Consider the following 25,208-nt stretch of genomic DNA (forward strand, 5'->3'; position numbering starts at 1 on the left):
GGCCAGACCAGACGCCGGGTTAAGCCGACTTGGCCAATATCAACCCAGTCTCACTCGCCATTTCCAACCGGATCGCCACAAACTTCGACGTTGGTGTATGGCTGCCATCCCCAATGCTTTCCAGCGGCACCAGCGGATTCACTTCCGGATAATAAGCCGCCGCTTGCCCCGCCGGAATATCAAACGCCAGCAGCGTGAAGCCCTTCACACGACGCTCACGGCTGTCATCCCAGATCGAAACGATGTCGGCCTTTTGCCCCGGTTTGAAACCCAGGCGAATGATGTCGGCTTCGTTCACGAACAACACATCGCGCTGACCTTTCACGCCACGATAACGGTCATCAAGACCATAAATAGTGGTGTTGTACTGATCGTGGGAACGCATCGACTGCATGATCAGATCCGGCAACACACCCGTCGCACGGGTACGTTCATGCACGAGGTCTTTGGGCAGCACGTTCGGCCGGAAGTTGGCACGCCCCGACGGGGTATTCCATTTGCGTGCACCGGCACTGTTGCCAAGGTAGAAACCGCCCGGATTCTTGACCTTCTCATTGAAGTCCCGGAAGCCCGGGATCGTATCGGCGATCAGATCGCGGATGCGGTCGTAATCGGCCACCAGCCAGTTCCAGTCCACCGGTTTGCTGCCCAGCGTGGCGGCGGCGATGCCGGCAATGATCGACGGTTCCGAGCGCATCTGGTTCGACAGCGCCTGCAACTGACCGTTGGAGGCGTGAACCATGCTGAACGAGTCTTCCACGGTGACCGCTTGCGGGCCTTCGGTCTGGATATCGATGTCGGTACGACCCAGACACGGCAAGATCAGCGCGTCTTTGCCGTGGGCCAAATGGCTGCGGTTAAGCTTGGTGCTGATTTGCACGGTCAGGTCGCAATTGCTCAGCGCCTGGAAGGTGCGCGAGCTGTCCGGCGTGGCTTGGGCGAAGTTGCCCCCCAGGCCGATGAACACTTTGGAGCGACCGTCGGCCATGGCGTGAATCGCTTCGACGACGTTGTGGCCATTGTCACGCGGTGCCTTGAACCGGAAGCGACGCTCCAGCGAATCGAGGAACGCCACCGGCGGGCGTTCGTTGATGCCCATGGTCCGGTCGCCCTGCACGTTGCTGTGGCCACGCACCGGGCACAGACCGGCGCCCGGTCGGCCGATGTTGCCGCGCAGCAGCATCAGGTTGGCGATTTCCTGGATGGTCGCTACCGAATGGCGGTGCTGGGTGATGCCCATCGCCCAGCACATGATCACGTTCTTGGCTTTGACGTACATGCGCGCCGCTTGCTCGATCTCCACCAGGGTCAGGCCAGACTGTTCGACGATCTGCTCCCACGGCGTATCGTCGACGGCGGCCAGGTAATCCAGGACGTTGGCGCTGTGTTCGTTGAGGAAGTCGTGGTCGAACACCGCAGGCTCACCGGCCTTCTGCGCATCGCGTTCCCATTGCAGCAGAAACTTCGCCATGCCGCGCATGATCGCCATGTCGCCGCCCAATGCCGGACGGAAGTACGCGGTGTTGGTCGGTTTGTCGCCGTTGGTGAGCATTTCGATCGGATGTTGCGGGTGCTGGAAGCGTTCCAGGCCACGCTCTTTCAGCGGGTTGATGCACACCACTTGCGCACCGCGTTTCACCGCTTCGCGCAACGGTTCGAGCATCCGCGGGTGGTTGGTGCCGGGATTCTGGCCCCAGACAAAAATCGCATCCGCATGTTCGAAGTCGTCGAAGGTCACGGTGCCTTTGCCGACGCCGACGCTTTGCGCCAACGCCACACCGCTGGCCTCGTGGCACATGTTCGAGCAGTCAGGGAAGTTGTTGGTGCCGTAGGCGCGCACGAACAGTTGATAGAGGTACGCTGCTTCGTTGCTGGCGCGGCCCGAGGTGTAGAACTCAGCCTGATTCGGGCTCGACAGGCCCTGCAAATGCTTGGCGATCAAGGCGAACGCGGCTTCCCAGCTGATCGGCTTGTAGCGATCGGTTTCGGCGTCGTAGCACATCGGCTCGGTCAAACGACCCTGGTACTCGAGCCAGTAATCGCTTTGCTCCAGCAACGCGCTGACGCTGTGTTTGGCAAAGAACGCACCATCTACACGGCGTTTGGTCGCTTCCCAGTTCACCGCTTTCGCGCCGTTCTCGCAGAACGCCACCATGCCGGCTTCCTTGGAATCGCCCCAAGCGCAACCCGGGCAGTCAAAGCCACCGTTCTTGTTGGTCTTGAGCATCATGCGCAGGTTTTTCAGCGCGTTGTCACTGGTTAACCAGGCCCGGGCAACGCTGGCCAGAGCGCCCCATCCACCGGCCGGACCTTTGTAAGGCTTGTAACGAGGAACAGGTGTCTGGTCGGCTTGACGGTGTTGACTCACGCTTGATTCTCCAAAGCCGGGCTGTAGACCCGCGGCGCATTCTTCTGGGGCAGATGGATGAGGTTAAGGTTGTGTCGACGCGCCCATTGCACGGCAAGGCCAGTGGGTGACGACAGACTGACCAGGGTCTGGATGCCGGCGCGCAAGACTTTCTGGATCAATTCGAGGCTGCAACGGCTGGTGACGATCGCCAGGCCGCCGGTGGTCGGGATCTTCTGGCGGATCAACCCGCCAATCAGCTTGTCGAGGGCGTTATGGCGGCCGATGTCTTCGCGGCCCAGCAGCAATTCGCCCTGACCGTTCATGAACACCGCTGCGTGCACCGCGCCGCAATGCTGACCGAGCGGCTGGAAGGCGCCGATGCGCTGGCGCAGGCCGTCGAGCCATTCGGCGGGCGGCAGTGGCGCGCCCGGCAACACCTTGAGGTCGGGCAATGCCTGCTCGACCGCTTCCACGCCACACAGCCCGCACCCGCTGGTGCCGGCCAGTTGCCGACGTTGCTGCTTGAGGTTCCAGAAGGCGCGATTGGCGATGGTCACTTGCGCGTACTGCGCCGACCCCGAGCCGCTGAGTTGCAGGTCATAAATGTCGGTGGCGTCTTCGATGATGCCGCTGCCCAGGCTGAAACCGACGATGAAGTCTTCAAGGTCAGTCGGCGTCACCAGCATCACTGCCTGGCTGATGCCGTTGTAGGCGATTGCCAACGCCACTTCCTCGGCGAGCGCGGTGCTGGCCGATTCGGTGTATTGGAGGTCGCTATAGCTGTAGATCTGGCTTGCGTCTGGCGCGGGCGTTTCAAGGGCTGGCGCCGCGCAGGAAGGGCGCTTGGCGTTCATGGCATCACCGACGGATTGGTCAGGCTTAAGCCTAGGCGCGTCAATAGGTCGCGTCTAATCGCTATTACTGATCCACCGATAGATGGCGTCGATCAAGAGTCTGTCGGTGATTTCTGATAGATCGCGAAACACGCTTCCGCCAAGGCCGAACGCGGCGCGCTTCGACGCATGATCAACCCAAGCCGGGCGAGGGTCTGGGCTCTTTCGATGGGTTGCAGGCGCAAATGATCGGTAAGGTTTTCCAGGCCGCCGTCCAACGGCATCACCGCACAGCAGAGGCCGCCGTGCACCGCTTGTAACAATTGATGGACGGCATCGGTTTGTAGCAGGGGTTGAGGCGTCAGGCCGCGGCTGTGGAAATTGTGATCGATGGACTGACGAAAGTGCATGCCGCTGGTGAGCATGCCCAAGGGCAATTCGATCAGCGATTCCCATGTGAGCGCAGCTTCGCCGAAATTGAAGAAGCGATGATCGTAGAGCAGGCCCATGCGGGTTTCGCTGAAGGCCAGCGAATCGAAACGCTCGCCGTCCAGGCGTTCCAGATAGGACACGCCGAGGTCGAGACGGTTGTTCGCCAGTTGTTCGAGGATTTGCTCGGAGCTTAATGCCGAGAGTTCGAAACGCAGGTTCGGGTGTTCGGCATGCAGGCGTTGCATCAGCGGCAGCGGATCGAAACTCGACAACGGCACTACGCCCAGCCGCAATGTACCGACCAGATTACCGCGACACGCGGCGGCTTCGGCCTGCAAGCCATCGTAGGCTGCCAACACCGTGCGCGCCCACGCCAACACGCGCTCACCCGGCGCGGTGAACCCTTCGAAGCGCTGGCCGCGATTGACCAGCGGCAGGTCGAGTTCTTCTTCGAGGCTGCGCAGGCGCATGGACAAGGTCGGCTGGGTGATGTGACAGCGCGCGGCGGCCTGGCCGAAGTGCCGGGTTTCGTCGAGGGCGATGAGGAATTTCAGCTGCTTGATGTCCATCTTCGCTCCAGGGCGCGGTGAGGGAGGGGATTCTAGCGCTTGCGCCGGATTAACGTCATTGGTCGGGTTGGAACCGGGGATTACGAGCTTGGTCTAGTCTTTTGCGTCTGGAACCTTAAACCCAAGGAGCGTGCACCATGAGTCTTTTGAGCTTTGTGAAAGAGGCAGGCGAAAAACTGCTCGATTTGCTGACACCCGGCAACGCCAATGCCAGCGAACAGTTGAAGGAACACATCAGCAAAGTCGGCCTGGGTAACCCGAATGTGCAGGCCACAGTGGATGGCGACAAAGTGACCGTGACCGGGGAAGTCGGCAGTCAGGAAGAGAAGGAAAAGATTTTGCTGGCGGTGGGCAATATCGCCGGTGTGGGCAGCGTTGATGATCAGATTACAGTGACCGGAGCGCCGACGCTTGTAGCGGCGAAATTTGTCGTCGTTGAGAAGGGTGACACCCTCAGCGCGATTTCTCTGCGCGTGTATGGCAATGCCAATCTGTACAACAAAATTTTCGAAGCTAACAAACCGATGCTCAAGGATGTGAACAAGATTTATCCGGGGCAGTCGTTGCGGATTCCTGAGTAAGCCCTGTGGCGAGGGAGCTTGCTCCCGCTGGGGAGCGAAGCGCCCCCAAGATCTTTGCGACTGCTTCGCAGCCGAACGGGGGCAAGCCCCCTCGCCACAGTCCGCGTCAGGCTTCAGAGCCCGGCAATCAGTTCCCGATAATCCCCCACCGCCGCAAACTCCGCCGTGTCCTTGGGCCCTTTGCGACTGTCTGGCTCACTCACCGCCAACAGATGCGCTACCCCAAAATCGCGAGCACTGCGCAGGATCGGCAAGGTGTCATCGATAAACAGACTGCGCGCCGGGTCAAAGCCTATATCTGCCTGCAGCGCCTCCCAGAATTGCGGATTCTCCTTGGGAAAGCCGTAATCATGCGAGCTGATCAAGCGCTCGAAGTACGGCGCCAGTTCAATCCTTTCCAGCTTCAATGACAGCGAGTCGCGGTGCGCATTGGTGATCATCACCACCCGTTTGCCTGCCTGTTTGATCGCCGCCAGAAACGTATCCGCATCCGGGCGCAAGGCGATCAGGTGCGCGGTTTCCAGTTTCAGTTCGCGCACCGGCAGTTTCAATTCGGCGCTCCAGAAATCCAGGCAATACCACTGCAACTGGCCGGCATTGCGTTCGAACAGTGGTTGCAATTCCATCTCGGCCATGGCCCGGCTCACCCCGTGCAACTCGGCGTAACGCTGTGGCAAGTGCTCCATCCAGAAATGGTTGTCGTAATGCAGGTCTAGCAGCGTGCCGTCCATATCCAGCAGAACGGTGTCGATGTCGCGCCAGGGCAGCAGGGACATAAAAAACTTCTCCAGCGGTAAAAGAGATATCCGAGGTCAACAATCAGGATAGGCCGGGTATAGTAACGCGTTCACGCCCAGGAGCTTTTCATGCGCCAGAAACCCACCGTACTCGCCCGCGAGATCGTCGCCACCAGCCGTCTGTTCTGTGTCGAAGAGCTGAAACTGCGCTTTTCCAATGGCGTGGAGCGCACCTATGAGCGTTTGGTTGGCAAAGGCGCAGGCTACGGCGCGGTGATGATCGTGGCCATGATCGATGCGGACCACGCGGTGTTGGTTGAAGAATACTGCGGCGGCACCGATGAGTATGAACTGTCCTTGCCCAAAGGCCTGATCGAGCCCGGTGAAGACGTGCTGGCGGCGGCCGAGCGAGAGCTCAAGGAAGAGGCCGGGTATGGCGCGCGGCAACTGGAGCATCTGACCGAGTTGTCGCTGTCGCCCGGTTACATGAGCCAGAAAATTCAGGTGGTGCTGGCCACTGATCTATATGAAGAAAGCCTTGAGGGCGACGAGCCTGAGCCAATGGGCGTGGAAAGGATCAACTTGCGCGAACTGTCCGCGCTGGCACAGAACCCGCGTTTCACCGAGGGCCGTGCCTTGGCGGCGCTGTACCTGGCCCGTGATCTGCTGACTCAGCGCGGGGTGTTACTGCCATGAATTTTCCGCATCCGTTGATGGCGCCGGTGGTTGAGTTGGCGTTGAAGGCTGGCGCCGCGATTTTGCCGTTCTGGCGCACAGGTACAGCCGTGACGGCCAAGGCTGATGATTCACCGGTGACCGCTGCCGATCTGGCGGCTCATCATTTGATTCTGGCCGGGTTGACTGCGCTGGACCCCAACATTCCGGTGCTGTCCGAAGAAGACGCCAACATCCCGCAAAGCGTGCGCGCCGGTTGGCAGCGTTGGTGGTTGGTAGACCCGTTGGACGGCACCAAGGAATTCATTTCCGGTAGTGAAGAATTCACCGTCAATATCGCGCTGATCGAGCAAGGTCGGGTGGTGTTTGGCGTGGTGTCGATGCCGACCAACGGGCGTTTCTACGTCGGTGGCGCAGGCCTGGGCGCCTGGCGCGGCGACAAGGACAGCTCGCCATTGCCGATCCAGGTTCGCGAAATGCCTGCGGCGGGGGAAGCGTTTACCGTGGTCGCCAGCCGTCGACATTCGAGCCCGGAACAGGAGCGCTTGCTAGCCGGGTTGAGCGACAGCCTGGGTGAGTTGCAATTGGCCAACATCGGCAGTTCGCTGAAATTTTGCCTGTTGGCGGAAGGGGCGGCGGATTGTTATCCGCGTCTGGCGCCGACTTCGCAGTGGGACACAGCAGCGGCGCAAGGCGTGCTGGAAGGCGCGGGCGGTGAAGTGCTGGACTTGAGCGGTGCGCCGTTTTGCTATCCGGCGCGGGAATCGTTGTTGAATGAATTCTTTCTGGCGCTGCCAGCGAAGGCTGCATGGCGTGAAAAACTGCTGGAACTGGCTCGTAGCTAAGCACGCCATCCCCTGTGGCGAGGGAGCTTGCTCCCGCTGGGGCGCGAAGCGGCCCCCAACCCAAGCACCGAGCAGCATCAGGTGAACGCTGTTGCCTGATTTGCGACTGCTGCGCAGCCGAGCGGGAGCAAGCTCCCTCGCCACAGGTTTGGTGCGAGTCCCGACACTTAGCGGTGCAGCACGTACTGCCCGCTAAACCTCACCGCATCCTCATCGCTGTCGACATTCACGATCCTGGAATGCAGCGTCAACCGCGCCCGCCCATAGCGCTGATACATCGCCAGAAACTTCTTCCACACCGCCGCACTTGGCGCCTGGCAAATCGCCGTCGCGTCCATGGTCACTGGCAGCGGATAGCTGATCTGCCCTTCGTGAATCACGATGTGCCCGTCTTCAATCCCTTCTTCACGCAAGCGCAAATGCAGCCAGCCCCAACCCGCCAACACCGCGGCGCAATACAGGCTGCCGCCGAACATGGTGCTTTTGTGGTTGACGTTGGCTTCCAGCGGCAAGTACAGGCGCAGTTGCTGGTCGTGCCAGTCGAGCACTTTGACGCCCATCGCCTGCGTCAGGGGGATGTCGTGATGGAGAATCGATTCCAGGTGACGACTGTCGCGGTTCATGCACGGACCTCTTGTTTGAAAGTGATGATTTAACGGTGGCTCAATCGAGATCGTCGCTCGTCCCGCTGGCGCTACCCGCGAAGTTCAGCCCATGTTTGCGCAGCTTGTCGTGCAAGGTTTTGCGCGGAATGCCCAGCGCTTCGGCGAGGCTGCGTACGGAGCTGTGGGAACGTGCAAGTTCAGCGGCGATCAGGCTCTTTTCGAAATTTTCCACTTGCTCGCTCAAGCCTCCGCTGACCCCTTCAACCGGCGCGCTGCTTGCGCCATCCGGCGTGTTGTTATCCAGCGCCAGTTCCAGGCCCAGGGCAAAGCGCTCGGCAGCATTTTGCAGTTCCCGTACGTTGCCGGGCCAGGTGTGGCGCAACAGCAGGGCGCGTTGTCCCGGTTGCAGCTCATGGGGCGGCAAACCGTGGCGGGTGCTGGCTTCGTCGGCGAAATGCTGGAACAACATCAACGCGTCTTCGCCGCGCTCGCGCAGTGGCGGAATGCGCAGCGGCGCGACGTTCAGGCGGTAATACAAGTCAGCACGGAAGCGCCCTTGATCGGCGGACTGGCGCAGGTCCTCCTTGGTCGCGGCGATGATGCGGATGTCCAGCGGGATCAACTGATTGCCGCCCAGGCGTTCGACGACGCGCTCTTGCAGCAAGCGCAGCAATTTCACCTGCACATCCAGGCTCATGCTTTCGATTTCATCGAGGAACAGCGTGCCGCCGTTGGCGAACTCGAACTTGCCGATGCGACGTTTTTGCGCGCCGGTGAACGCGCCGGGCTCATGGCCGAACAACTCGCTTTCCACTACGGATTCGGCCAGTGCGCCAGCGTTGATCGCCACGAACGGACCGTTACGACGGTTCGACAAATCGTGCAGCGCACGGGCCACGACTTCTTTGCCCGCACCGGTTTCACCGAGGATCAGTACGTCAGCCTTGGTCGCGGCCAAAGCGCCAATCTGCTCGCGCAGGCGCAGCATCGGCGCCGATTGCCCGACCAGGCGGGTGCTCAGTTCGTTGCGATCACTCAGGGCCAGACGCAGGCTGCGGTTATCCAGCACCAACCGGCGTAAGGCCAGGGCGCGGCGCACGCTGTCGAGCAGGGCGTCGCTGGCGAAAGGTTTTTCGAGGAAGTCATAAGCCCCGGCGCGCATGGCTTGCACCGCCAGCGGCACGTCGCCGTGGCCGGTGATCAGCAGCACCGGCAGCTCCGGGTCCTGGGCATGCAGTTCGGTCAGCAACTCGAGACCGTCCATGCCCGGCATCCGAATGTCGCTGACCACCACACCCGGCCAGTCGCGCTCCAGCTGCGCGGCCAGGCCTTTGGCTTCGGCCAGCGGCAGGATTTTCAGGCCAGCCAGATCCAGCGTTTGGCTCAAGGCCTGACGCAGATGGGGATCGTCGTCGATCAACACGACCTGAATGCGATTATCGATGGTCATGCACTTCGGTCCTCGGACGGTTGCAGGCTCACGCCCGGTGCGCCAGCGCGCAGCTTCAAGGTAATCAGCGCGCCGCCTTCCTTGTGGTTGGCGAACGACAGTTCACCACCGAAGGCACGCATCAGGGTTTCGCAAATCGCCAGCCCCAGCCCAAGCCCTTGTGTGCGGGTCTTGGTGGTGTAGAAGGGCTCGCTCGCACGCCCCAGGGCTTCCATGCAAAAGCCGGGGCCGTTATCGCGAATGTACAGAGTGACGCCGTCAGCAGTGGATTGGGCACTCAACCAGAGCTTACGCGGCGGACCTTTTTCGGTCAGCGCATCAAGGGCGTTGGCCAACAGGTTGCCGAGCACCTGACGCAAACGGGTCTCCCCGGCCTCGACCCACAGCGTGGCGGCGGGCAGGTCGCGAATCAATTCGACTTCCATGCTGCGTCGGCGCTTGGCCAGCAACGCCAGCGCGTCATCCAGCGCCGGTTGCAGGGCCACGCTTTCCGGCGCGTGCCGATCACGGCGGGCGAAGGCGCGCAGGTGAGCGATGATCGAGGCCATACGCCCGGTCAACTCGCTGATCAGTTTGAGGTTGCCGCGCGCATCGTCGGTGCGCTGATGATCGAGCAGCACCTCGGCGTTTTCCGCATAGCTGCGAATCGCCGCCAGCGGTTGATTGAGTTCGTGGCTGATGCTCGCCGACATGGTGCCGAGTGCCGACAATTTGCCGGCCTGCACCAGATCATCCTGGGCGCGAACCAGTTCCTGCTGGGCATGCTCGCGCTCCAGTACTTCCTGTTTCAATCGTCGGTTGAGGCCTTCAAGGTCGCTGGTGCGTTCGGCGACCCGGCCTTCGAGTTCACGGCGGGCCTTGGCTTCGAAGGCGATCCGTTCGAGGTAATGGCGCCGGCGCTGCATCATCAGCCCGAGCAGCAGCATCACCACCAACAATGTTGCGCCTCCGATGGCGACCACCGTGCGCACCGGCCGATCGATCAGGGTGCGCGGGGCAAGGATGCTGACGTTCCAGCCGGTTTCGGCGATCTGCTGGGTTTGCGTCAGCCAGGCATTGGGATTGAGTTTCAACGGCTTCGGATCGCGGGTTGGATACGGTTGGATCGCGGTGATGGCCTGGTTTTCTTCGTCACTCAACGGGCGGGTCGAGCGAAAGCGCCACTCCGGTCGCGACGTGAGAATGACCACGCCATTGTGGTCGGTCAGCAGCAGTTGTTCCGGGGTTTTGCCCCAGAGGCTTTCGGTGTGGTCCAGGTCGACTTTGACCACCAGCACGCCGATGACTTTTTCGCCATCGCGTACCGCGGCGGCGAAGAAGTAGCCGCGTTTGGCCGAGGTCGTGCCCAGGCCGAAAAACCGTCCGAGCCGCCCGGCCATGGCTTCACTGAAATAAGGCCGGAAGGAAAAATTACGCCCGACAAAGCTGTCGTGCTTATCCCAATTGGACGCCGCCAGTGTCTTGCCCCGGGTGTCCATCAAGTACATGACTTCGGCACCCGTTTGGGTGCTGATGTTTTTCAGCAAGCGGTTGGCATTGCCCTGGGTGACGCTATCGTCGGGCGCGCCGAGGACGGCACGCAGGGCTGGCAAGTCGCCGAGAATCTGCGGCAACACTTCATAGCGGTGCAGCGTGCCCAGCAGGTTGGCGACGTACAGGTCGAGAGTCTGACGGTTCTGCCCGGCCAGTTCGCTGCGGTAATAGCGCTCGGCCAGGTGCTCCAGCGGCCACAGCAGCGGCGCCAGGCACAGCGCCAGCAGGGCGAGACTGCGCCAGCGGGGTCTGCGAGGGAGGTTCGGAGTCATGAGCATCGGGCGCCTGAGGGTACAGGCGCATTATGCCTAGGCTTAATGGCGCAGTCTGCGCGCCTTGGCCAGTCGATCCAGCGACGATGCGTCAGACAGGTTTCAGGAGAAGACTTCTGCGTCCTTGAAGAACGCGGCGGCTTGATCTTTGCCGGACAGTTGTGGTGCTTCGTCCAGTTGCCAATCGATCGCCAGGTCCGGGTCGTCCCAGCGAATGCTGCGCTCGGCGGAGGGCGTGTAATAGTCGGTGGTTTTGTAGAGGAATTCGGCGAACTCGCTCAGCACCACAAAACCGTGGGCGAAACCTTCCGGGACCCAGAGTTGGCGATTGTTGTCGGCGGATAGACGCACCGCTACCCATTTGCCGAAATGTGGTGAGCTACGACGAATATCCACCGCCACATCCAGCACTTCACCGGCCGTCACGCGGACCAGTTTGCCTTGGGTATTTTGCAGTTGGTAATGCAAGCCGCGCAGTACACCTTTTTGCGAGCGGGAATGATTGTCCTGAACAAACTGTGTGTTCAGGCCAGTCGCGTCTTCGAAGGCCTTGGCATTGAAACTTTCATAGAAGAAGCCGCGCTCGTCACCAAAAACCTTGGGTTCGATGATCAGAACACCGGGCAGGTCGGTGGTGACTACATTCATGGTGCTTCTCCAGTCATAGGTGTTGATGGGGGACATTCTTGCGCAAAGTCTCGAGGTAGGCGAGTAGGACTTGATTTTTCTTGATGCGTTCCCTGGTTATGTTGTGTGCCAAGGCAGGTCAGGCAATCGAAAGGGGGTTGCGTATCGCCTCTGGCAGTGGCGATATAAGCGCCTAATAAAATTTCAGAGGTCGTTGTATGCCGCTCGCCACGTTGATTCATCGCGCCAGTTTGCCGAGCCCGCAAGTGTCTGCGCAGCAAGCGCTAGAGCTGCTGGAAGGGCATTACGGGCTGAGCGGGAAGTTGCAGGCCCTGGGCAGCCAGCAGGATCTCAACTTTCGCGTCGACAGCGACCAGGGGCGATTCGTCCTGAAAATCTGCCGTGGCGATTATTCGGCGCTGGAACTGCAGGCCCAGCACGCGGGGCTCAAGCATTTGCGGGAGCAGTCTGGCGTGAAGGTGCCGCGAGTGATCCCTGCCAAAAATGGGGCTGATCTGCTCACGCTGGACGTCGCGGGTCAATCGGTGCACGTGCGCCTGCTCGACTACATCGAAGGTCAGTCGCTCACGCATCTGGATCACCTGCCGGGTGCCGTGGTGGCGGGTTTCGGTCAGCTGTGCGGGGAAATGGACCTGGCGCTGGCCGCGTTCGACCATCCGGGCCTTGAGCGCACATTGCAGTGGGACGCCCGTCACGCCAACGCATTGATCGGCCATTTGCTGCCGGTGATCAAGGATGACGCGCAACGCCGGTTGATCGCCGAGGCCGCCGAGCGTGCCGAACGTCATCTGCAACCGCTGGTGGACACGTTGCCGGTGCAGGCCATTCACATGGACATCACTGATGACAATGTGGTCTGGCAGCGCGATTCCCAACGTCAGTGGCAATTGCAGGGCGTAATCGATTTCGGCGACCTGGTCCGCACCTGGCGCATCACCGATCTTTCGGTGACCTGCGCGGCATTGCTGCACCACGCCAACGGTGACCCGTTCTACATTTTGCCGGCGATTGAGGCCTTTCACGCAGTCAATCCCTTGCAGCGTGAAGAGCTGCTGGCGCTCTGGCCGCTGATCGTAGCGCGTGCGGCGGTGCTGGTACTCAGTGGCGAGCAGCAGGTCAGCATTGATCCGGGCAACCAATACAGCCGCGAAAACCTGACCCATGAGTGGGAAATTTTCCGCGTGGCCACGTCGGTGCCGCTGGAACTGATGGAAGCGGCGATCCTGGCGTGCGTCGGCCAGAGCCTGCCGGGCATTGGCAGCGAAGGGTTTGTGCCGCTGCTGCCAAGCCTGGTGGGGCGCGAGTTTGCACTGATTGATTTGGGCGTCCTCAGCCCGCATTTCGAGGCGGGCAATTGGGAGCAGGAAGGGATCGATCAGCGACTGTTGACGGAAGCCGCCGCGACCCACGGTCTGGCGGCCAGTCGCTATGGGCAATACCGTTTGTCGCAAACGCGACCAGACACAGCGGCGGAACCGGACACCTGCCCGTTGCACGTCGAGTTGCGCGTGCCACACGGCACCGCAGTCGAATCGCCGTTTGCCGGCGTTGTTCATCAGCCCTCGGCGGGCGTGCTGCAACTCGACGGTCCGCAACTGAGCGTACGACTGTGGGGCGTGACCCCGTCGCTGCACGCGGGCGCAGCGCTGGTCAAAGGTCAGGTACTGGGCTCGGTCAGCGGGCCGTTGATTGTGCAGTTGTGCCGAGGCACTGCTTTCAATGCTCCGCTGTTTTGCACACCTTCGCGTGCCTTGGCCTGGCAAGCCTTGTGCCCATCGCCGGCGGCATTGCTGGGGCTGGCCTGTGACGCTGAAGAAGAACTGGATTCGCAGACATTGCTGGCGCGCCGCAGCGCCAGTTTCGCCCGGACCCAGAAGCACTATTACGTCGACCCGCCGCGCATTGAACGCGGCTGGCGCAACCACCTGATCGACATGCAGGGCCGCTCCTACCTCGACATGCTCAACAACGTCGCGGTCCTTGGCCATGGTCATCCGCGCATGGCGGCGGTCGCCGCTCGTCAATGGTCGTTGCTCAACACCAACTCGCGTTTCAACTATGCGGCGGTCGCCGAGTTTTCCGAACGCTTGCTGAAGTTGGCGCCGGATTCCATGGACCGGGTGTTCCTGGTCAACAGCGGCAGCGAGGCCAACGACCTGGCGATTCGCCTGGCGTGGGCCTACAGCGGCGGGCGCGACATGCTCAGCGTACTGGAGGCCTATCACGGCTGGACGGTCGGCGCCGACGCGGTTTCGACGTCGATTGCCGACAACCCCAAGGCTTTGAGCAGCCGTCCCGACTGGGTGCATCCGGTCATCGCGCCGAACACCTATCGCGGAGAGTTCCGTGGTCCGGACAGCGCGCCGGACTACGTGCGCAGCGTCGAACACAACCTGGCGAAAGTCGCTGCACAAGGACGCAAGCTGGCGGGTTTTATCTGCGAACCGGTGTACGGCAATGCCGGCGGAATCTCGTTGCCACCAGGCTATTTGCAACAGGTCTACGCCAAGGTCCGCGCGCAGGGCGGTGTGTGCATCGCCGATGAAGTGCAGGTCGGTTACGGGCGCATGGGCCATTTCTTCTGGGGCTTTGAAGAGCAGGGCGTGGTCCCGGACATCATCACCATGGCCAAAGGCATGGGCAACGGCCAGCCGTTGGGTGCGGTGATCACGCGCCGGGAAATTGCCGAAGCGCTGGAGGCCGAAGGTTATTTCTTCTCGTCGGCGGGTGGCAGTCCGGTCAGTTGTCAGATCGGCATGGCGGTGCTGGATGTGATGGAAGAAGAAAAGCTCTGGGAAAACGCACAGGTGGTGGGCGGCTATTTCAAGGAGCGTCTGGAAGCGCTGATCGATATTCATCCACTGGTCGGCGCGGTGCACGGTTCCGGGTTCTATCTGGGCGTTGAGCTGATCCGCAATCGGGCCACGCTGGAACCGGCGACCGAAGAAACCACGGCGCTGTGTGATCGCCTGCGCGAGCTGGGGATTTTCATGCAACCGACTGGCGACTTCCTCAACGTTCTGAAGATCAAGCCGCCGATGGTGACCTCGCGTCAGAGCGTGGATTTCTTCGTGGATATGCTCTCGAAGGTGCTCGCGGAAGGGTTGTAAACCCATTTTTCCTGTTGTACGCAGAACAAATGTGGGAGCGGGCTTGCTCGCGAAGGCGGCATATCAGTCGACATCACCGTCGCCTGAAACACCGCCTTCGCGAGCAAGCCCGCTCCCACATTAGAAGTGCGTTAATTCGATAGATATCGGCTTTTAAGCAAAAAAATATGACAGAAGGTTTGTTGTTGGCTTCTAAAGCCGATATTTATCGGCTATAAAGTCACCGCTGCCTCGGTGTGGACGAGCCACGCCCAGCGCTTCCCATTTCTGTCACGGTCGATGCCACACTCGACCCCAAGCCTTTGCTCAGGAGCCGATTCATGAGCCGTATCGTTACCGTCGCCGCTACCCAGATGGCCTGTTCCTGGGACCTTGAAGCCAATATCGAAACCGCTGAGAAGCTGGTTCGTGAGGCGGCAGCCAAAGGCGCGCAGATCATCCTGATCCAGGAACTGTTCGAAGCCCCGTACTTCTGCCAGAAGCCCAACGCGGATTACCTGCAACTGGCCACGACCGTTGAAGACAATGTCGCGATCAAGCACTTCCAGAAAGTCGCCAAAGAGCTGCAAGTGGTGCTGCCGATCAGCTTCTACGAACTGGCCGGTCGCGCGCGCTTCAACAGCATCGCGATCATCGATGCCGACGGTTCCAACCTCGGAATTTATCGTAAAAGCCATATCCCGGACGGCCCGGGCTACCACGAGAAGTACTACTTCAACCCGGGCGATACCGGTTTCAAAGTGTGGAACACCCGTTACGCGAAAATCGGCGTAGGCATCTGCTGGGACCAGTGGTTCCCGGAGTGCGCCCGCAGCATGGCGTTGCAAGGCGCGGAAATCCTGTTCTACCCGACCGCCATCGGCAGCGAACCGCACGACAAGACCATCTCATCGCGCGATCACTGGCAGCGTGTGCAGCAGGGCCATGCCGGCGCCAACCTGATGCCGCTGATTGCCAGCAACCGTATTGGCAACGAAGAGCAAGACGGCTACGACATTACCTTCTACGGCTCGTCGTTCATCGCCAACCAGTTCGGCGAAAAAGTTCAGGAGCTCAACAAAACCGAAGAAGGTATTCTTGTGCACACTTTCGACCTCGACGAGCTGGAACACATTCGCAGCGCGTGGGGTTCGTTCCGTGATCGTCGCCCGAACCTGTACGGCGCACTGAAAACTCTCGACGGTTCCCTGGAGTCCTGATTCTCATGACCACTTTGCACACCACGCCTCGCGCCGACGGCTTCCATATGCCGGCCGAATGGGCGCCACAAACCCAGACCTGGATGATTTGGCCCGAGCGCCCGGACAACTGGCGCCTGGGTGGCAAACCGGCGCAAGCCGCACACGTGGCGGTGGCAAAAGCCATCGCGCGTTTCGAGCCGGTGACCGTTGCGGTTTCCGCAGGCCAGTACGAAAACGCTCGTGCTCGCCTCGACGTGCCGAATATTCGTGTGGTGGAAATGTCCAGCGATGACGCGTGGGTTCGCGACACCGGCCCGACGTTCGTCATCAATAACCGTGGTGAAGTCCGTGGCGTGAACTGGGACTTCAACTCGTGGGGTGGTTTCGACGGCGGTCTGTATTCGCCTTGGAACCGTGACTCGCAGGTCGGCGGCAAGATCCTCGAGATCGAGCGCAGCCAGCGTTATCGCACCGAGGGCTTCGTGCTCGAAGGCGGTTCGATTCACGTCGATGGCGAAGGCACCCTGATCACCACCGAAGAATGCCTGCTCAACCGCAATCGCAATCCGCACCTTAATCGTGCAGAAATCGAAGCGGTGCTCAGCGCCAATCTGGCTGTGGATAAAATCATCTGGCTGCCGGACGGTTTGTTCAACGATGAAACCGACGGCCATGTGGATAACTTCTGCTGTTACGTGCGCCCGGGTGAAGTATTGCTGGCCTGGACCGATGACCCGCAAGACCCAAACTACCCGCGCTGCCAGGCGGCCATGAAAGTCCTGCAAAGCAGCACTGACGCCAAGGGTCGCCCTTTCACGGTGCATAAAATGCCGATTCCGGGGCCGCTGTATGCGACCGAAGAAGAGTGCGCGGGTGTCGACCCGGTGGACGGTACTCAGGAACGAAATCCGACGGTTCGACTGGCGGGTTCCTACGTGAACTTCCTGATCGTCAACGGCGGCATTATCGCGCCAAGCTTCGACGACCCGCTGGACGAGCCGGCAAAGGAAATTTTGCAGACGCTGTTCCCGCAACACGAAGTGGTCATGGTGCCAGGTCGGGAACTGTTACTGGGAGGCGGTAACATTCACTGCCTTACCCAACAGCAACCCGCACCGCACAAGGAGTGAGTGGGGTTGTAACAGCCTGAGTCGATTGCAAAATAAACCGGGTTCAGGCGATCCCTCCCCGCACCTTGAAAAGCCCGCAGCCCTTATGGACTGCGGGCTTTTTTGTATCCGCTTGTCGACAGTCAGGAAACATTGGCACAGCTCTTGTATCTGTCCCCGCGTGAAACAGGGAGGGGGAGGACTTCGATGTTCTGTCATAAACCTTGGATAAGTTAGCCGCTCACGAACCAGGAGAGAGCGCTGAAATGAACGCCGAAGTGAACGTAGTGAGCGAGCGGGCGTTGCATCCCCTGGCAATTAATAGCGAATCGCTCCAGGTCCTTGCGCACTGGTTCAAGTCCAATGGAACGCGTCAGATCAGTGAACCTGATCCGCGCCGGATGATGATCGAGCGCTACCCCGCTGGTTTATTCAGCGAAGCGGAGCTGGAAGCGTTGTGGGATGTGATGGAAGGATAAGAAGAATAAACAAAGGATTGATAAAGCGCTGCCGGGATGGCGGCGCTTTTTTATGGGCGATGGTTTTTGAGCGACACCTCCCACAGGTTCAGAGGTTGGCCGGCATTATTCGACCGATCCACGAAACAGACTGAAAGCCATTCCAGCGTTTTTTCGCAACCATCTGAGGATTAGTCTGCCGGCATTGAATTTTCCTACTTTATTGCCGGAGCCTTCCGATGATCCTTCATTACATTTATGACCCGTTATGCGGCTGGTGCTACGGCGCCAAACCGTTGGTGCAGGCTGCCCAAGGAGTATTGCCCGTGATCGCCCACGGTGGCGGCATGATGACGGGCGCCAACCGCAAAGCGGTTTCACCACAACTGCGCAATTACGTAATGCCTCATGACCGGCGCATTGCCGAATACAGCGGTCAGCCTTTTGGCGAAGCGTATTTTGAAGGTCTGCTGCGTGATGAAACGGCGGTGTTCGATTCCGCTCCGCCCATTGCGGCGGTGCTGGCAGCCGAGCAAATTGCCGGGCGCGGGATTGAGTTGTTGGGGCGTTTGCAGACTGCGCATTACGTTGAAGGTCGGCGCCTTGCCGATGAATCGGTGCTGATTGAGTTGGCAACAGAGATCGGCCTGGAACCTCTGGCGTTCGAAGCCGCATTGAAAAGCGCAAATACCGACCCACACATCAAAGACAGTCGCGCCCTGTTGGCCAAGGTCGGCGGACAAGGTTTCCCGACACTGGCGCTTGAGCGAAATGGCCAGTTCACGCTGGTCGATGTCAGCACCTGGCTCGGCAAGCCCGAAGCGTTTGCGACTTGGCTGACTCAGCTCGCTTAGACGTTTTTCGTCTGTCCATAGTCAATTCATCAAATTGACACAGCATTGTGGGCGCGACTAGGATCGCGCCCAACGCCTGTGGCTAACCGCCACGACTCACAAAATAATAAAAGGTCCGCCACGATTTTCTCGTGCGCGGGCCTTTTTGTTTTGGGGTGAAAAAAGAGTGCGATAGCGCCGTTTCAGCCGTTCGACACAGCGCGTTTCAATCCGAAATAAGGAAAACAAAATGTTGAACAAGCGAATCAGCCTGATCGCTCTGGGGATGTTGAGTGCTCCACAGGCCATGGCTAACGACCAGGCCGAATCCAATGGTTTCGTTGAAGACAGCAGCCTCAAAGTGCTGCTGCGCAACGCCTACATCAATCGTGACTACAAAGACGGCAACCCGGATAAATCCGAGTGGGGCCAAGCGGCCATCGGTACATTTTCGTCCGGTTTCACCCAAGGCACCGTCGGTGTCGGTGTCGACGCTTTCGGTCTGTACGCCCTCAATCTGGAGCGCAGCGAAGACCGTAGCGGGGCGCAAGGCATCGACTTTTTCAAAAAGGGCGACAGCGGCAAGCCGGCTGACGACCTGTCCAAGGGCGGCGCGGCGATCAAGTTCCGCCTGTCCAGCACCACGCTGACCTACGGCGACCAGATGCCGGCCCTGCCGGTGTTGAGCTACGACAACTCGCGGCTGCTGCCAGAAAGCTACACCGGCACCTTGATCACCTCCAAAGAGATCAAAGGCCTGCAACTGGACGCCGGTCGTTTCACCGCCGAATCGCGTAAAAGTGCGGAAGGCCGTGACAGCGGTGGTTTGAAGTCGATCAACGTCTTGGGCGGTAGCTACCAGTTCACCGAGCAATTCAAAGGCGCGCTGTACGCTTCCGACGTCGAAGACGTGCTGAAGAAGCAATACGTGAACGCCAACTACATCTTCCCGATGGACAAGGATCAGTCCCTGACCCTGGACTTCAACGGCTACCGTACCAAGCTGGACGATTCCTACGTCCGCGAAAACGGCATCACCGGCGACGACAACAAGATCTGGAGCCTGGCCGCCACCTTCGCCACCGGCCCGCACTCGTTCACCCTCGCGCACCAGCGCAGTACGGGCGACAGCAATCTGGGCTACGCCTACGGCGGCTATCAGAAAGATCAGGGTCGTATAGGCGACGGCGGTAACACTATTTACCTGGCGAACTCCTACTGGTCCGACTTCAACGCCGAAGACGAACGCAGCTGGCAGTTGGGCTACGGCTTGGACTTCGGTGCGTTTGGCGTTCCGGGGCTGACGTACAACGTGGCTTATGTGCGCGGTGACAACATCACCACGTCCACCAGTGAAGGCGGGACCGAGCGCGAAATCTTCAACCAGTTCAAATACGTCGTGCAAAGCGGCCCGGCCAAAGACCTGAGCGTGAAGCTGCGCAGCTCGGTGTTGCGTGTGTCGCAGAAGTCCAGCGAGTACAACGTCAGCGGTAACGAACTGCGTGTGTTCGTGGACTACCCGATCAACGTCTTCTAATGATCGATTAAGCGTTAAAAAAATCGAAAATCCCTCGACTGGCTCGGGGGATTTTTTTGCCTCAGGACAGTGAAAAAGCGCTAAAAGCCGCTGTTTTCAGTCGCAAAAAGTCAAATTGAAGCCACTTAAAACCCCGTTTCAAGCAACGCTTCATATGCCTGAAATTCTTTCTCATGGACGTAAATCCTGTGCTCTCTAGATTAGGGTGCTAAATGCACGGAGATTTTGAAAATGCTCGTTTTGAACAAAGAAGTGGGCGAATCGCTACGGCGCGACAAATACGTCAACGTCAAAAGTAGTGACTTCAATTTGTTCGGTCACTTCTCCGACTTCGTCAGATTGACCAGAAGTTGGGAAAACATGGAGCCCGACAGTTATTACGGTCAGGCCGAGGCGGGCAATCGGTACCGACGCTACAGCGATTTCGAATACAACCCGGTGACGCGTGAACTGACGCAGCTGGAGCACCGCGCCTACGTCCAGTCCAAGGCCAACAACGCCTACGTGGGCGGAATGGTCCGGCACTTCCAGGATTTCTCCGATGAAATCATTCATTCGCCGGTGATGCGCAGCCTGATCGACACCGATTTCGAAGTGTACAAAAACGTTCTGCCGCCGGAACTGCACGATGAAATCTGGCAATGCCAGATTCACCAGATCCGGATCGAGATCAAGCCAGGCAAGCAACTGGAGATCACTCCGGAAGGCATTCACTGCGACGGTTATCCGTTCAGCGGCGTGCATTTCTGGGGACGCAATAATGTGGAGGGGGCGGAAAGCCGCTTGTACAGCGCCCATGAACAAGAGCATCTGGCGTCGACGACTTACACGGACATTCTCGATACCACTTACTTCCTGGATCGGGACATGCGCCATTACGTCACGCCGGCGCGCAACACCCATTCCCACGCCATGGCTTATCGGCAAATCCTGGCGATATCCTTCTCGCGGCCCGGGACCGCTTTCGACATTGTTCGCTGAACAGTACAACGCCGTGACCAACCTCGCCGAGTGCCCTGCACCGGTGATGTTGAGGCGTACGACAGCCAAGGATGCCCAGCGTCTGGAGCGCTTCTTTCGGCAATTCGAAGAGGTGTCGTTCTGCGAATGGCAGGACGCCAAATGCCTGCGCGGTGTATTGGTGCAAAAGACCACCACCGCCTTCATTGCGCTGGACACCCGTGGCGAAATCGTCGGCGCGGTGCTCGGCGGCATGCTCGGCAGTCGCGGCACGATCAACCATTTGGCGGTGAGCCCGTTGTATCGCAGCCAGGGCGTGGGTCAACGGCTGGTTGAAGCGGCTTCGGCGGACATGAAACGCGTGGGCGTGCTGCGCATGTTCCTGTTTGTCGACGATGCCAACCTCGCCGGCAAACGCTTTTGGAGTGCCCAGGGTTTTTGCGAACCGCGTGGCGAAAGAACATTTGAGAGGGATCTATGAATGAGACGTCCAGCAGCCGGCCGCTGATGGTCGGGCCGCAACAACGTTCGCGCACCTTTGCGGAAGCCAGCCCGGTCGTGGCCGGCTATTTCACGGTGTCATTCGTGTTTGGCCTGATGGCGGTCAATGCCGGGATGCCAGTTTGGTTGCCCGTTGCCATGTGTCTGTTTGTTTACGCCGGTGCTTCGCAGTTCGCGGCGCTGGCGCTGATTACCAGCGGTGCGTCGCTGACCACCATTGTCCTCACCACATTTCTGATCAACGCGCGGCACATGCTGATGTCCGTCTACATGGCCAAGGCGTTGCAGGCGATGGGACTCAGTCGACTTGAGCGTTGGTGTTATGCGGGTGGGTTGACCGATGAGTCGTTCGCTTTCCACAGCGTCAAACTGGGCAAGGGCGCGTCGGTCAATGTGCGCTACCTGATCGGCTTCAATCTGTATTGCCACACCTCGTGGGTGCTCGGCGGTTTGCTCGGGGCTATTTGCGCGCAGTACGCGGCGCACTTGATCAAGTACCAACTCGACTACGCGCTGACGGCGATGATGCTCTACGTGCTGGTGTCGCTGTGTAATACGCGTAACAAACTCATCGCCGCACTGGCCGCGGTCGCCTGCATGGGCGCGCTAAGCCTGGTCGGCAGCTCGCCGTTCAACGTATTCATCGCCACCTTTGTGGGCTGCGGGGTGGGTGTATGCCTGACCAAACGTTCCTGATTCTGGTCGTCGTCCTGATGATGGCCGTGACCTTCCTACCGCGTGCGCTGCCGCTGCAAGTGAACACCGACCATTGGCCGCCCTTCGTTGCCCGTGCGCTGGAATACTTGCCGGTGGCGATCGTCGCTGCCATCAGCCTCACGCCGTTGTTGATCAAGGATCAGCACGTGCAGCTCGATCGCCCGGAATTTTATGCCGCGATTCCGACGTTGTTATGTGCGTACTTCAGCAAAAACCTCTTTCTCTCCGTTGCGGTGGGAACGGCTGCGTACATTGCGCTCGGTTCGTTCATGTAGCGGCAGGTCGACCACATCGTGCAACGCCTGGCCCGACAACTCAGGGTTATTGACCGCCAACCGCACTTCGAGGGCGTCCTCGAAGCCGGGGAAAATGGTCAAGCCGTTACGTTGGGCCGCATCGCGAGACACCATGCCGAGGCCATCCATTTGCGTGATCAGCGACAGCGTCAGCGTTTCACTGCAGGAATAAACCATCCGCTTGTTCGACTCGTAATTGCCAAGACCGGCGTCGAGAAAGCGCAGGAAGCTGTGGGAATACGGACAATCGTCAGCCGGACGCACCTGAAACTTGTTGCCAAGCATCACCAACGGATCATGTTCCTGGCCGCAATGGGCGCCGACCACCTGCACCTGAACCTCGGGCAGGATAATGCTCGGTAATCCCGGCTGCTGCGGGCCGATCAACACCGCCAGGTCGAAGTCTTCGTTCTTCAGCTTGCTGAGGTTTTCCATCGACTCGGCGTAGCTGAATTCCAGCTGATAGTCGGGAAACACCTCAATCAGGCGTCCGATCATTCGCCGATTGAAGTCAGACGAAAGCGTTGTGTTCAGTGCGACCTTGAGCGTGCGTTGCCCCGGCACTTTCAACGCCGCGACTTTTTCTTCGAGTTGCCGCGTGGCCACTAACACCTTGTCCATGAAAGGCGTGAGTTCCGTGCCCTGTGCGGTCAGGGTCAACCCCTTGTTGGAGCGACGAAACAACCGAAAACCAAACTGCTCTTCGACCTTGTTCAACTGCGCAGCCAATGCCTGCACCGTTAAACAGGAATGCTCTGCCGCCGCCGACAATGAGCCGGTCTGCACAATGCGCATCAGGTTGCGTAGGGTTCTGCTATCCATTGGGTAATGCCCTCTAAAGTGGGCTGGCTATTGTTGAGTACCTGGCCGTCGGTTGGGCGATACGTGCTGGCTATAATCCTGCACCTGAACCCGCTTGTCCCGAGTTTAGTAGCGAAATGATGCGAGCGTCCGATGGTTGGAGGGTTGCGTAGGGCGCGGGTTTTGGGGGAGGGTGGGTGATTGGGGTCAAAAGATGCTTGGACCGGGAGGTTTGGGCATTTTTTTTGGGTGGGAAATGGGGATGGCGGTGCGGGTTTCGCCCGCCGGGGCTGAGTAAGGGGCCGACCTCGAAACGGTTTTATGCAAAAAGCCTGATTTATGATCGTTTTTGAGCATGGAAACTCGTTTTTACGCGTTTGGGGTCAGGCCGGCTTAATCTGACGCGTCATAAATGTTCGTTTTTATGCAAATACATCAAAAAATAATCGTTTTTATGCAGCAAAACCTGATTTTGATCGTTACTCTCCATTTGTAGGCATTTTTGATTTCAGCTGATCTGTTCAAAGGAGTGTGACCGTGAGCGAGTTTCCCGTAGACCCCATCGGCGCTACCTGGCTAGCGACGACATTCGGCGTGCTGCCGATGGCACGGCTAACCGTGTTGAGTCAGGTGGGTAGCCGGCGGTTAACTCAAGTCGAAGACGGGTTTCGTCTTGAGACGTATACGGAGAATATGCGCCCCGATCCGGACCTCTCATCCCATCTGCAATTTCACCTGCGGCATGAAGTCCCGAACCTTGAATTCTTGAGTCGGCTATTTACCAAGGTGGGTCCGGCACCGGTGCAAGACTGGTTAAATGTTGAGCCCACTGGCCAATATGCACGCCGGGCAGCGTTCCTGTTTGAGTGGCTCACCGGCGAGCAATTGCAAGCGCCCGAGCCCATAGGCGGTAAGTATGTCGACGCCATCAACGCCGATCTGATGGTGGCGGCGTCACCCGAAGAGGCGGTGAAAGTGCCGCGTTGGCGAGTGACTGACAACCTGCCAGGCACGCGCTACTTCTGCCCAGTTGTCGTCAAGACAGCAGCAGTCCAGTCAGCAGCGGACCTCGATGTGCCTTACCTCTTCGGTCAACTGACCGCAGAATTTGGCGAAGCCCTTCTGCTGCGCGCCGCCGCATGGATGACACTGCGGGAAAGCAAAGCCAGCTTCGCGATTGAAGGGGAGGCGGATCGCTCTACGCGTATCCAGCGTTTCGCAGATGTGTTGGCGCGAAGAACCGGTCAGGGCGAATTGCCGCTCACCGATGCGGCACTGGCGCAGATGCAGGAAGAAATCCTTGGCGCAGTGACCACCCTGACACGCCTGGGGATTCGGCAATCTCCGGTGTTTGTTGGCGAGACGGTTCGCTATCAGGAGATCGTCCATTATCTCGCGCCACCGGAGAGTGATTTGGAGCGGATGTTAGAAGGCATTCGCGTTTTTCTGAATCGCACCCAAGGGCAATCCCCGGTCATGCGCAGCGCTGTAGCCGCGTTTGCTTTCGTCTATATCCATCCGCTGGCTGACGGCAATGGCCGGGTCCATCGCTTCTTGATCAACGACATTTTGCGTCGTGACGGGGCTGTTCCAGACCCGGTGATCCTTCCGATTTCAGCGGTTATCACCGACGACTCAGCTGAGCGACGTCTATATGACAGCGTGCTGGATCAGGTTTCAAAACCGCTCATGCAAGGCATACGAGACCAGGTAACGTTCGCCAGTACTCGTACGCAATACCCTGACGGCGTGGTCTCGAACATCGAATTCACCGGCCAGGATCAGGCCCGCCCGGTGTGGCGATATCCCAACCTGGGGCCACACGTCGTGTTCATCTCGAACGTCATCCGCCGCACGATCACCGAACAGATGCGTGAAGAGTCGCGGCATTTACGCAGCCACATCAGGGCCAGACAGGCGATCAAGGAAATCGTTGAAATGCCGGATCCTCAGGCTGATCGGCTTTTGCGATCCATTGAGCAGAACGAAGGGAAGCTAAGCAACGTACTGGCAAAGGAAATGCCGGTGCTGACAAGGCCGGACATTTGGGACGCCATTACCGAAGCGGTGGCTCAGTCGATGCGGGGGGAAGAGCCGGTAGACAGTGGCGTGAGTGATCGATATCACCCGAATCAGCCAGTGGGTAGATGACCGACTTTCGCAAAAGCCCCGATT

At 59.3% G+C, this 25,208-nt stretch carries 23 protein-coding genes; 14 read left to right on the plus strand and 9 right to left on the minus strand.

The window, feature by feature from the left end:
* Nucleotides 1–19: 19 nt before the first annotated feature.
* The 3 genes from EAH78_RS13900 to EAH78_RS13910 form a co-directional block, all read right to left on the minus strand.
* Entirely contained in the window at nucleotides 20–2,368 is a 2,349-nt protein-coding gene (locus EAH78_RS13900; RefSeq protein WP_140668042.1) for an FdhF/YdeP family oxidoreductase, read from the minus strand.
* Nucleotides 2,365–3,204: a formate dehydrogenase accessory sulfurtransferase FdhD gene (gene fdhD / locus EAH78_RS13905; RefSeq protein WP_140668043.1), complete on the minus strand. Its 840-nt coding sequence runs from the start codon at nucleotides 3,202–3,204 to the stop codon at nucleotides 2,365–2,367. Before fdhD ends, EAH78_RS13900 begins: the two co-directional genes overlap by 4 nt.
* A gap of 92 nt (nucleotides 3,205–3,296) precedes the next feature.
* A complete protein-coding gene (locus tag EAH78_RS13910) occupies nucleotides 3,297–4,184 on the minus strand; it encodes a LysR family transcriptional regulator (RefSeq protein WP_140668044.1) in 888 nt (295 codons plus the stop codon).
* 137 nt (nucleotides 4,185–4,321) lie between these two features.
* Here EAH78_RS13910 and lysM point away from each other — a divergent pair, with 137 nt between their 5' ends.
* Nucleotides 4,322–4,765: a peptidoglycan-binding protein LysM gene (gene lysM, locus EAH78_RS13915; RefSeq protein WP_140668045.1), complete on the plus strand. Its 444-nt coding sequence runs from the start codon at nucleotides 4,322–4,324 to the stop codon at nucleotides 4,763–4,765.
* Nucleotides 4,766–4,878: 113 nt separating this feature from the next.
* Here lysM and yrfG read toward each other — a convergent pair whose 3' ends face one another.
* Entirely contained in the window at nucleotides 4,879–5,541 is a 663-nt protein-coding gene (gene yrfG / locus EAH78_RS13920; protein WP_140668046.1) for a GMP/IMP nucleotidase, read from the minus strand.
* Nucleotides 5,542–5,631: 90 nt separating this feature from the next.
* Between yrfG and nudE the strand changes: the two genes are divergently transcribed.
* Nucleotides 5,632–6,198 (plus strand): ADP compounds hydrolase NudE, encoded by a 567-nt coding sequence (nudE, locus tag EAH78_RS13925; RefSeq protein WP_140668047.1) that lies wholly within the window; start codon nucleotides 5,632–5,634, stop codon nucleotides 6,196–6,198.
* Complete coding sequence (cysQ, locus tag EAH78_RS13930) at nucleotides 6,195–7,022, plus strand: 3'(2'),5'-bisphosphate nucleotidase CysQ (protein ID WP_140668048.1); 828 nt, start codon at nucleotides 6,195–6,197, stop codon at nucleotides 7,020–7,022. The genes nudE and cysQ overlap by 4 nt, the downstream gene beginning before the upstream one ends.
* Nucleotides 7,023–7,189: 167 nt before the next feature.
* Here cysQ and EAH78_RS13935 read toward each other — a convergent pair whose 3' ends face one another.
* The 4 genes from EAH78_RS13935 to rfbC form a co-directional block, all read right to left on the minus strand.
* The gene (locus EAH78_RS13935) at nucleotides 7,190–7,645 is read right to left on the minus strand and encodes a thioesterase domain-containing protein (RefSeq protein ID WP_140668049.1); all 456 of its coding nucleotides are present in this window, start codon (nucleotides 7,643–7,645) and stop codon (nucleotides 7,190–7,192) included.
* A 40-nt stretch (nucleotides 7,646–7,685) separates the two neighbouring features.
* Nucleotides 7,686–9,077 carry a sigma-54-dependent transcriptional regulator gene (locus EAH78_RS13940; RefSeq protein WP_140668050.1) on the minus strand — a complete coding sequence of 464 codons (1,392 nt, stop codon included), beginning with the start codon at nucleotides 9,075–9,077 and terminating at the stop codon, nucleotides 7,686–7,688.
* The gene (locus EAH78_RS13945) at nucleotides 9,074–10,882 is read right to left on the minus strand and encodes a sensor histidine kinase (protein WP_140668051.1); all 1,809 of its coding nucleotides are present in this window, start codon (nucleotides 10,880–10,882) and stop codon (nucleotides 9,074–9,076) included. Before EAH78_RS13945 ends, EAH78_RS13940 begins: the two co-directional genes overlap by 4 nt.
* 102 nt (nucleotides 10,883–10,984) lie before the next feature.
* Complete coding sequence (gene rfbC / locus EAH78_RS13950) at nucleotides 10,985–11,530, minus strand: dTDP-4-dehydrorhamnose 3,5-epimerase (RefSeq protein WP_140668052.1); 546 nt, start codon at nucleotides 11,528–11,530, stop codon at nucleotides 10,985–10,987.
* A gap of 197 nt (nucleotides 11,531–11,727) precedes the next feature.
* Between rfbC and EAH78_RS13955 the strand changes: the two genes are divergently transcribed.
* From EAH78_RS13955 to EAH78_RS14000, 10 genes are all read left to right on the plus strand, one after another.
* Nucleotides 11,728–14,640: an aminotransferase gene (locus EAH78_RS13955; protein WP_140668053.1), complete on the plus strand. Its 2,913-nt coding sequence runs from the start codon at nucleotides 11,728–11,730 to the stop codon at nucleotides 14,638–14,640.
* A 320-nt stretch (nucleotides 14,641–14,960) separates the two neighbouring features.
* Entirely contained in the window at nucleotides 14,961–15,839 is an 879-nt protein-coding gene (gene aguB, locus EAH78_RS13960) for an N-carbamoylputrescine amidase (RefSeq protein ID WP_123435404.1), read from the plus strand.
* 5 nt (nucleotides 15,840–15,844) lie between these two features.
* The gene (gene aguA / locus EAH78_RS13965) at nucleotides 15,845–16,951 is read left to right on the plus strand and encodes an agmatine deiminase (RefSeq protein WP_140668054.1); all 1,107 of its coding nucleotides are present in this window, start codon (nucleotides 15,845–15,847) and stop codon (nucleotides 16,949–16,951) included.
* A 245-nt stretch (nucleotides 16,952–17,196) separates the two neighbouring features.
* Nucleotides 17,197–17,409: a hypothetical protein gene (locus EAH78_RS13970; protein WP_123435406.1), complete on the plus strand. Its 213-nt coding sequence runs from the start codon at nucleotides 17,197–17,199 to the stop codon at nucleotides 17,407–17,409.
* 218 nt (nucleotides 17,410–17,627) lie between these two features.
* Entirely contained in the window at nucleotides 17,628–18,242 is a 615-nt protein-coding gene (locus tag EAH78_RS13975; RefSeq protein ID WP_140668055.1) for a DsbA family protein, read from the plus strand.
* 229 nt (nucleotides 18,243–18,471) lie between these two features.
* Nucleotides 18,472–19,758: an OprD family porin gene (locus EAH78_RS13980; RefSeq protein WP_140668056.1), complete on the plus strand. Its 1,287-nt coding sequence runs from the start codon at nucleotides 18,472–18,474 to the stop codon at nucleotides 19,756–19,758.
* Between the two features lie 231 nt (nucleotides 19,759–19,989).
* On the plus strand, nucleotides 19,990–20,739 hold the full coding sequence (locus EAH78_RS13985) for a 2OG-Fe dioxygenase family protein (RefSeq protein ID WP_123435409.1): 750 nt from the start codon (nucleotides 19,990–19,992) through the stop codon (nucleotides 20,737–20,739).
* Between the two features lie 46 nt (nucleotides 20,740–20,785).
* The gene (locus tag EAH78_RS13990; protein WP_172825958.1) at nucleotides 20,786–21,199 is read left to right on the plus strand and encodes a GNAT family N-acetyltransferase; all 414 of its coding nucleotides are present in this window, start codon (nucleotides 20,786–20,788) and stop codon (nucleotides 21,197–21,199) included.
* A complete protein-coding gene (locus tag EAH78_RS13995) occupies nucleotides 21,196–21,915 on the plus strand; it encodes an AzlC family ABC transporter permease (RefSeq protein WP_140668057.1) in 720 nt (239 codons plus the stop codon). Before EAH78_RS13990 ends, EAH78_RS13995 begins: the two co-directional genes overlap by 4 nt.
* Nucleotides 21,894–22,211 carry an AzlD domain-containing protein gene (locus EAH78_RS14000; RefSeq protein WP_010464672.1) on the plus strand — a complete coding sequence of 106 codons (318 nt, stop codon included), beginning with the start codon at nucleotides 21,894–21,896 and terminating at the stop codon, nucleotides 22,209–22,211. The genes EAH78_RS13995 and EAH78_RS14000 overlap by 22 nt, the downstream gene beginning before the upstream one ends.
* Here EAH78_RS14000 and EAH78_RS14005 read toward each other — a convergent pair.
* A complete protein-coding gene (locus EAH78_RS14005) occupies nucleotides 22,128–23,054 on the minus strand; it encodes a LysR family transcriptional regulator (RefSeq protein ID WP_140668058.1) in 927 nt (308 codons plus the stop codon). The two genes, EAH78_RS14000 and EAH78_RS14005, sit on opposite strands and share 84 nt — an antisense overlap.
* A gap of 516 nt (nucleotides 23,055–23,570) precedes the next feature.
* On the opposite strand from EAH78_RS14005, the gene EAH78_RS14010 reads away from it, so the two are divergent.
* The gene (locus tag EAH78_RS14010) at nucleotides 23,571–25,184 is read left to right on the plus strand and encodes a Fic family protein (protein WP_140668059.1); all 1,614 of its coding nucleotides are present in this window, start codon (nucleotides 23,571–23,573) and stop codon (nucleotides 25,182–25,184) included.
* The last annotated feature ends 24 nt before the right edge of the window (nucleotides 25,185–25,208 follow it).

It is taken from the genome of Pseudomonas arsenicoxydans (assembly GCF_006438915.1).
Lineage (GTDB): Bacteria > Pseudomonadota > Gammaproteobacteria > Pseudomonadales > Pseudomonadaceae > Aquipseudomonas > Aquipseudomonas arsenicoxydans_A.